Annotated in this window: 8 protein-coding genes; 5 read left to right on the forward strand and 3 right to left on the reverse strand. The window is 65.2% G+C overall.

Going from position 1 to position 7,822, the window contains the following annotated elements:
* On the reverse strand, window positions 1-1,421 hold a 1,421-nt coding region (gene dnaK / locus A3IC_RS0110970), incomplete at its 3' end, for a molecular chaperone DnaK (protein ID WP_020550098.1).
* 325 nt (window positions 1,422-1,746) lie between these two features.
* Between dnaK and A3IC_RS62095 the strand changes: the two genes are divergently transcribed.
* The 4 genes from A3IC_RS62095 (at window position 1,747) to A3IC_RS62105 (ending at window position 5,716) form a co-directional block, all read left to right on the forward strand.
* On the forward strand, window positions 1,747-2,823 hold the full coding sequence (locus A3IC_RS62095) for a hypothetical protein (RefSeq protein ID WP_158695901.1): 1,077 nt from the start codon (window positions 1,747-1,749) through the stop codon (window positions 2,821-2,823).
* Window positions 2,820-3,797: a hypothetical protein gene (locus A3IC_RS62100; protein WP_020550100.1), complete on the forward strand. Its 978-nt coding sequence runs from the start codon at window positions 2,820-2,822 to the stop codon at window positions 3,795-3,797. Before A3IC_RS62095 ends, A3IC_RS62100 begins: the two co-directional genes overlap by 4 nt.
* A 79-nt stretch (window positions 3,798-3,876) precedes the next feature.
* Window positions 3,877-4,725, forward strand: a complete 849-nt coding sequence (locus A3IC_RS0110985) for a hypothetical protein (protein WP_158695902.1) — start codon at window positions 3,877-3,879, stop codon at window positions 4,723-4,725.
* 43 nt (window positions 4,726-4,768) lie between these two features.
* Window positions 4,769-5,716, forward strand: a complete 948-nt coding sequence (locus tag A3IC_RS62105) for a hypothetical protein (RefSeq protein WP_020550102.1) — start codon at window positions 4,769-4,771, stop codon at window positions 5,714-5,716.
* 262 nt (window positions 5,717-5,978) lie between these two features.
* On the opposite strand, the gene A3IC_RS68530 is transcribed toward A3IC_RS62105, so the two are convergent.
* Both A3IC_RS68530 and A3IC_RS0110995 read right to left on the reverse strand, forming a co-directional pair.
* Window positions 5,979-6,368 (reverse strand): hypothetical protein, encoded by a 390-nt coding sequence (locus tag A3IC_RS68530; protein WP_158695903.1) that lies wholly within the window; start codon window positions 6,366-6,368, stop codon window positions 5,979-5,981.
* 783 nt (window positions 6,369-7,151) lie between these two features.
* Window positions 7,152-7,514 (reverse strand): cupin domain-containing protein, encoded by a 363-nt coding sequence (locus tag A3IC_RS0110995; RefSeq protein WP_020550103.1) that lies wholly within the window; start codon window positions 7,512-7,514, stop codon window positions 7,152-7,154.
* A gap of 115 nt (window positions 7,515-7,629) precedes the next feature.
* Between A3IC_RS0110995 and A3IC_RS0111000 the strand changes: the two genes are divergently transcribed.
* On the forward strand, window positions 7,630-7,822 hold a 193-nt coding region (locus A3IC_RS0111000), incomplete at its 3' end, for a hypothetical protein (RefSeq protein ID WP_026218125.1).

Below are 7,822 nucleotides of genomic sequence, written 5' to 3' on the forward strand. Positions count from 1 at the left end.
GTGATGGTCATCGACTGCTCCTTGCCCGTGCCCAGGTCCTTCGCGGACACGTGCACGATGCCGTTGGCGTCGATGTCGAAGGTGACCTCGATCTGCGGCAGCCCGCGCGGGGCCGGCGGCAGGCCGGTCAGCTCGAACATGCCGAGCNNCTTGTTGTAGGCGGCGATCTCGCGCTCGCCCTGGAACACCTGGATCTGCACCGACGGCTGGTTGTCCTCGGCCGTGGTGAAGATCTCCGAACGCTTGGTCGGGATCGTGGTGTTGCGCTCGATCAGCTTGGTCATGATGCCGCCCTTGGTCTCGATACCAAGCGACAGCGGCGTCACGTCCAGCAGCAGGACGTCCTTGACCTCACCCTTGAGCACACCGGCCTGCAGCGCGGCGCCGACGGCGACGACCTCGTCCGGGTTGACGCCCTTGTTCGGCTCCTTGCCACCGGTGAGCTCGCGCACCACGTCGGCCACGGCCGGCATCCGGGTCGAGCCGCCGACCAGGACGATGTGGTCGATCGCCGAGAGCGGGATGCCCGCGTCCTCGATGACCTTCTGGAACGGCACCTTGGTGCGGTCGAGCAGGTCCTGCGTCAGCTGCTGGAACTGGGCGCGGGTGAGCTTCTCGTCCAGGTGCAGCGGGCCCTCGGCCGAGGCCGTGATGTAGGGCAGGTTGATCGAGGTCTCCATCGAGGAGGACAGCTCGATCTTGGCCTTCTCCGCGGCCTCGCGCAGGCGCTGGAGGGCCATCTTGTCCTTGGACAGGTCCACGCCGTGCGCGTTCTGGAACTGCTTGACCAGGTGGTCCATGACCCGCTGGTCCCAGTCGTCGCCGCCGAGGTGGTTGTCACCGTTGGTGGCCTTGACCTCGACCACGCCGTCGCCGATCTCCAGGAGCGACACGTCGAACGTGCCGCCGCCGAGGTCGAAGACGAGGATGGTCTGCTCGTCGGCCTTGTCCAGGCCGTACGCCAGCGCCGCCGCGGTGGGCTCGTTGACGATGCGCAGCACGTTCAGACCGGCGATCTCGCCGGCCTCCTTGGTGGCCTGCCGCTCGGCGTCGTTGAAGTACGCCGGCACGGTGATGACCGCGTCGGTGACCTTCTCGCCGAGGTATGCCTCGGCGTCGCGCTTGAGCTTCATCAGGATGCGGGAGCTGATCTCCTGCGCGGTGTACTTCTTGTCGTCGATCGCCACGGACCAGGTGGTCCCCATGTGGCGCTTGACGGACCGGATGGTCCGGTCGACGTTGGTGACGGCCTGACGCTTGGCCACCTCGCCGACCAGCACCTCACCGTTCTTTGCGAAGGCAACCACGGACGGTGTGGTCCGCGACCCCTCCGCGTTGGTGATGACGGTCGACTCGCCGCCTTCCAGAACGCTGACGACGGAGTTCGTCGTACCGAGGTCGATACCGACCGCACGTGCCATGATTCGCTTCCTCCACGGAAAGAGTTGAGTGTTTGTCGCTCAAGGATGAGCCGTCGGATGCAACCGGTCAAATCGCTTGAGTATTCCTGACTCAACTTTAGTGCCTCGCGCGCTGTGAGGGGGGTCTCGGATCGGTGGTCCTGTCGGCCGGGACGCTTGACGTCATCGAAACGTTGTGCGCCTCCGGAGACTTATTTAGGTGAATGTCGCCACAAACGTCACCCTTGACCTCTGCGGCCTCTCCATGCACATGGCAGCATGTCTCCGCGCCTGATGCCTGCACACAAACGCCAGGTGAAACCCGAGATCCGAGGGGGACCTCCCGATGAGCGATGGTCAGGGCTATCCGCCTGTGCCGCCGATGCCACCCGGCCCGCCGGGACAACCGGGACAGCAGGGACAGCCGGGCCCGCCCCAGGGTGGCTATCCGCAGCAGGGGGGATACCCGCAGCCCGGCGGCTTTCCGCAGCAGCAACAACAACAGCAGCAGCAACAGCAGCCGGGCGGTTTCCAGGAGTCCGGCGGCTATCCGTACCCGCAGTACAGCCAGTACGGGCACTACCAGCAGTACGCGCAGAACCCGGTCCAGCTGGACCCGAACGGCCGGCCGCCGCGCGGGGGCCGCAGCAAGAAGGTGATCGGCACCTGGATCGCCGGTGTCACCGGCGCGGTCGTGGCGTCCGTCGTGGTCGCGCTGGTCGGGTTCGACGACCCGACCGACAAGAAGGACCCGGCCGCGCAGAAGACCACGTCCGCGCCGATCGTCCTCGGCAAGACCGCTGCCCCGGAGAACACCGCCGCGACCGGCCCCAAGAAGGCCGACATCACCAACACGCTGAAGATCCCGGACGCGCTGCCCGCGATCAGCGGGCCGAAGTTCGGCAACTTCTCGGTCGACCCGAAGTCCTGGCCCAAGGCGTGCGACCTGCTGACCGACGAAGAGATCAAGACGGTCATCCCCGAGGCGACCATCCGTGAGCGCAAGAGCTTCATGGGTCGGTACTCGAACATGTTCGGCAAGGCCGTGAACGACAACGAGTGCGACATCATGCTCGACCTGCCGAACCTGCAGTCCTCGGACTATCCCGCGAAGATCAACATCACCACGTACGGCTACAAGCCGTTGGCCGACGAGAAGACCTCCTTCGCCAAGGAGAAGACGCAGGCGGAGACGGCCACCAAGGCCTACCCCGACCAGTACGACGACATCCCGGCCGCCAAGATCGGGGTGGACTCGGCGTTCCGCGACAACACCACGATCCAGATCTCCAAGAACGGCTTCCGGGTGTGGATCCTCCTCCAGGCCCAGGTCGAGGACTCGCAGGGCAACCCGCTCAAGGGGAACACCATGTCGCGTCAGTACGGTCCGACCGTGGCCGCTGTCGTCGGGCAGAAGCTGTGAGCGGGGGTTGGCCGCAGGGCCCGGAGCAGCACGGCGGCGGCTACGGCCAACCCGGGCAGTACCCGCAACACCCGCAGCAGCAGCCGGCCTTCCCACCGCAACAGGGTTATCCGCAGCAGCAGGGCTATCCACCGCAACAGCCCGGCTACCCGCCGCCGGGTCCGTACGGACCGCCCGGCCACCCGTACGGGCAGCCCACCCCGCCGCCGCGCCGGAACAACCGGATCGCACTGTGGGCCGCGGTCGCGGTCGTCCTGGTCGGCGCCGGCGTCGGTGGCTTCGTGCTGCTGAACAAGGACGACGACGCGGACACCGCCAAGCCCGGCCCCACCTCGGCCGGCCCCACCGCGCCCGGAGCCTCCGGCGGGGGCAAGAGCGGTCAGACCGGCCCGAGTCCCGAGCCGCTCGATCGCCCGATGGTTTTCCCCGCAGCGCCGCCCGCCGACGCCGGGTCAAAATTCAACGCGACCAACGACGGCAAGACCTGGCCGAAGGCGTGCGAGATGTTCTCGGACGCGCAGATCGGCAAGGTCGTCAAGGGCGCCACGGTCAAGACCAGGAAGCCGGACACGACCGTCTCGGTCAAGTACGACTTCCCGGGCGCGGCCGACAACCAGTGCGACTTCGATCTCGCCGTACCCGACCCGAACAATCCGAAGTATCCGACGTACGCCAAGATCGAACTCACACTCCACGAGGTGAGCACGCCGGCGATCGCGAAGGGCCACTACGGCGACACCAAGAAGAATCACGGACGCAAGCCGTTCGGCACGTTCGAGGAGTTGGGCACGAAGCTCGGCACCGACGACGCGTTCCGCGACGACAACTACATCTACTTCAACAAGGGCCCGTACTTCGTGGAGTTGTACATGTCCAGCGGGCTGAGCGGTCCGGGTGGAGCGAAGCTGCCGAGCGACGACGCGGCCAAGCAGTACGGGCCGACGCTCATCGGCTACCTCGTGGCACGGATGTAACCCGCGGTTCGCGCGGTAGGGCAGCAGCGACAGCGCATCGGAACAGCGCATCGGATCAGGCATCAGGAGGAGTACGGGGATGGTACGAATCGGCAACCCAGGGGGGAACCACTACGGCGGGCCGCCACAGCAGCAGCCGCCGTACGGTCAGCCCGGGATGTACCAACAGCCGTACCCCGGCGGCCCGATGCCGCCCCACCAGCCGCCGCGCCGGAGCAAGCTGAAGCCGATTCTGGGCTGGATCGGCGTGGTGGTCGGCGGCGTGCTGGCCACGGTCGCGGCCTCGTACATCGTCGACGAGATCAACAAGAAGAACGACAAGGGCGACAAGCCGGTGGCGGAGAACGGCGTCGCGTTCCCCGACGGCTACACCCCGCCGCCCGGTGTGGCGTTCACCGACGGCGCCAAGTTCCGGGCGACCGGGGACTCCGGCACGTGGCCTGACGCGTGCACGATGCTCTCCGACAGGGAGATCCAGAACGCCGTCCCGGACGCGAGCATCGTGGGCTCGCGGCAGGGCCGCAAGGGCGCGAAGACGCTCCGGAACTCCGAGTGCACCGTGCAGGTCAAGCTGCCCAATCTCAAGAACGCCACCGAACCGGGCAAAATCACCATGACCATCAAGGCGATCGGCGACGCCGGACCGGTCAAGGACGTGTACGAGAAGGCCAAGGCGGACGCGGCCCCCTACACCGGCTTCGAGGACCTCGCGAACAAGCTGTTCGTACAGGACGCGTTCCGCCAGAACGGCAAGCTGAACCTGTACAAGCAGGGCGCCAAGCCGGACTCGCCCGGCTACTACGTGGTCCTTGAAGTCAGCGCGGATACCAAGGACTCCGCGGGTGCCGACGAGGCGCGCGATACCTGGACGAAGAAGGCCGGACCGGCCCTGGTGCGCGTCCTCAACATCAAGATGACGGACGACTGATTCGCCGTCGTCCCTCGACGGTTCGTCACCACGGGAGCACTCGATGACCGGCCAGTACAACCAGCCGAACTCCGGCCAATACCCCGGCCAGGGGCCCGGCTACCCGCCGCAGGGCGGCTACGGCCAACAGCCGCCGCCCGGCCAGTACGGTGGGCCGGGGCAGTACGGGCCGCCGCCGGGCTACGGTCCGACCGGTTATCCGCAGCCGTACCCGCCCGAGCCGCCGCGGCCCAATCGCCGCAAGCAGGTCTTCAGTTGGCTGGCCGTGCTCGCGGGCGGCACGGCGGCGACGGTGATCGCGGCGCTGCTGATCAACGGCACGGACGGCAAGAAGAACGAAGCGGTCAAGCTGCCGCCCACGGAGAGCGTCCGCAAACTGGAGAGCTTCGACCCGAACGCGGTCGCCGGCACGCCGAGTGTGGCGGCGTCCAAGGCCGCCTCGCGCCCCGAGGCGCCGCCCGCACCCAAGAGCGGCGGCAAGTTCGCGCCGGTGGCCACCGACATGTCCACCTGGCCTGACGTGTGCGACCTGATCAGGCCGGACGAGATCGCCAAGGTCATCCCCGAGGTGACGACGCAGGAGGAACAGGGCACCGCCGAGGCCGCCGGTTCCTACAAGTCCCGGGGCCCGGCGCTGCGCAGCACGACCTGCCTCTACACGGTGAACACCAACCGCGGCTTCGGTTACAGCAATGTGCTCAAGCTGACCATCCAGATCAGGAACATCGACGCTCCCAAGGAGCTCGACTACAACTGGAACCTGTCCAAGACCACCGCCCAGCGGGTCCAGCCCGACTTCAAGGCCCTCAGCGGCACCGGCGCGGACGACGCCTACTACGCGAATTCGCAAGTGTCGCTGCGCAAGGGGCAGTACTACCTTCAGGTCGACGCCACCGGCAGCCTCACCAAGGAGGGCACCGACCGGCCCTGGAGCGGGTGGCAGGGCGAGCTGTTGCCGAAGTTCGTCGCGACCATCACCGCCAAGATCTGACTCGGTGACACGCTGGAGGTGTCGAAGGTGACATGGTCAGCCCTACGTTCGGGGGCGAGTCAATTTCTCGCGCGAGACCTATCTGCAAGACGTAACTTCTGGTCGAGGGAAATGAACTGCCAACACGCGGCGCATTGAGGATGCCGCATCCTAATCAGCTCAGTGCGCGTTGACCATCATCCGATAGAAAAGAACAGGTCGGTTCTCTGCCCCTCCGAAGATGGACCGACCCTTTCTTCGGTTCTTCTTTCCGAGTCGTGCTTCAGGAATAGTAGATGGCCCGTTCAATATCTGCACCCACCGAATCCACGCCCGCGTATACTTGCCCAGCGTCGCCATGGTCCAGCCCCCAACGAATGCTGTCTATTCCGCCCCGAGCCGACTGGATGGCTTGTAGGGATTCCGTAGAGTAGTAGCAAGCGGATTGGGCATCTATAAGAATGCTCTGAGTAGCATTGTTGTAGTTTATGCCATCACTAAAAGAGCCGCCGCTGACCGCTTCGGCCGTCTGGGTGTTGTAGTACCTCGCGCTCCCCAGCATGTCACTGCAGTCCGAGGCATGCGCCGTAGGTGCGAACGCCACGATTCCCGAAGCGATCGTGGCAAGCAGGGCGCCGGTTGTGGCAGTCTTGATCTTGAATATTCGCTGCATTCTCGTAGCCTTTCGTTCTTCATGATCAAATATTGGATCAGCATTCGAGCAGTGCAAAACTAGGCAGTATCAAGCTTCTCTGCAAGGCTTGACTTTCGTTCCCTGGCATGATTTTGACACTCTGATGCGCACTTTTCCTTCCGGAGTCATCCTATGTCCGACAATTAAATGAAACCAACCCTTCCAACTCCTTTGGGAATCGAATACGTCTTGCAATGTCAAGATAAGGGGTATCGGTTGTATTAGTTCAAGGATCGTGACAAATGCTGACTTGCCGAATTCATTGCATTATCGAGGACTGCAGTGGTTCGTTCGGGGTGCGGGCCTGCTGCATCGAGCTGCCGACGGCTGGGGTAGAAGCGAATCAGCTACTTGCCCGTCGATGCGAGAAAGGCAGGGTCGACCGCTTGGCGTCTGTACCCCTACTGCCGCCCACCCCGCGTGTCCGCCGAGCGTGAATCGATGGCGGCGCTGTCCTCACGGCACAATCTTCGGGGTGCTTCGGATCTGCGAGGAGAATCCATCCATTCGCCAGGCAGTGCACGGCCTTCGTTGAACCCGATCCGCTCACGGGCGGTGTCTCGGCCCTCTTGCAGGGCCTGGCGATCTCCGTGAGAGTGCCAACCAGACCTGTTGTGTGCCTAGGTGATGCGAAGGGGAAGTTATCAATGGATAGTCAAAACAAATGGGCTTTCACCCGGCCACGCCGGTGAATGCGTGGCCGGGTGCTATCTATTGTTTTTTACGTGGCCTTGGTGTGGTGGTGACGAGTTGTCGCCGGACCTACTCGTCGCGGTGGACCGTGTGCGGGGTGAAGCCGGGGAGGCAGACGGCGATGTAGTCGGCGCCCTCGGCGCCCCTGGTGCTGTAGCGCACCCATTCGCCGGCGGCGGTGTGGATGCCCTGGCCGGCCGCGACGTCCTGGACGCCGCCCTCGAACTCGACGGTCAGCACGCCGCGCAGGACGACGGTGTACTCGTCGAAGTCGGGGCGCTGGCCCGGCTCCTCCCAGCCGCCCGGGCTGGTCATGTGCGCGATGCTGAGCGCCTCGTCGCCGGTGTTGACCCGGCCGACGAACTCGCGAATGGTCTTGGGGATGTTGCCGGCGGCCTCGACGACCGTCGGCTTCTCGATGAAGTTCGGCATGTGCCCCATCCTGTCCCAGGGTGCCGGTAAATCGTTGGCTGCCCCGCCCGGGTGCTTGGGACCGTGGCGTGGACGGGGATTCACCCCGAAGCGAGCACGGGGGAAGGGGCGCCTCATGTCCACACTCAGGGTCACGGTCGAGCGGTTGGTCGTGCACGCACACCCCGACGCCGACGCGCTGGAGTTGGCCCAGGTCGGGCTGTACCGCGCCGCCGACAGTGTCTGTCTGGCATTCGCGGAGTGGATCGATCCCGCCGACTGGTCAATGGACGACGAGCGCCAGGCCGACGAGGGCGACATAGGTAGCG

It is taken from the genome of Embleya scabrispora DSM 41855 (assembly GCF_000372745.1).
Lineage (GTDB): Bacteria > Actinomycetota > Actinomycetes > Streptomycetales > Streptomycetaceae > Embleya > Embleya scabrispora.

What these genes read in the sequence shown, in the direction of transcription:
- A3IC_RS62105 (WP_020550102.1), top strand. Translation starts at nt 4,769, where the DNA reads ATGACCGGCCAGTACAACCAGCCGAACTCCGGCCAATACCCCGGCCAG.
- A3IC_RS68530 (WP_158695903.1), bottom strand. Translation starts at nt 6,368, where the DNA reads ATGCAGCGAATATTCAAGATCAAGACTGCCACAACCGGCGCCCTGCTT.
- A3IC_RS0110985 (WP_158695902.1), top strand. Translation starts at nt 3,877, where the DNA reads ATGGTACGAATCGGCAACCCAGGGGGGAACCACTACGGCGGGCCGCCA.
- A3IC_RS62095 (WP_158695901.1), top strand. Translation starts at nt 1,747, where the DNA reads ATGAGCGATGGTCAGGGCTATCCGCCTGTGCCGCCGATGCCACCCGGC.
- A3IC_RS0110995 (WP_020550103.1), bottom strand. Translation starts at nt 7,514, where the DNA reads ATGCCGAACTTCATCGAGAAGCCGACGGTCGTCGAGGCCGCCGGCAAC.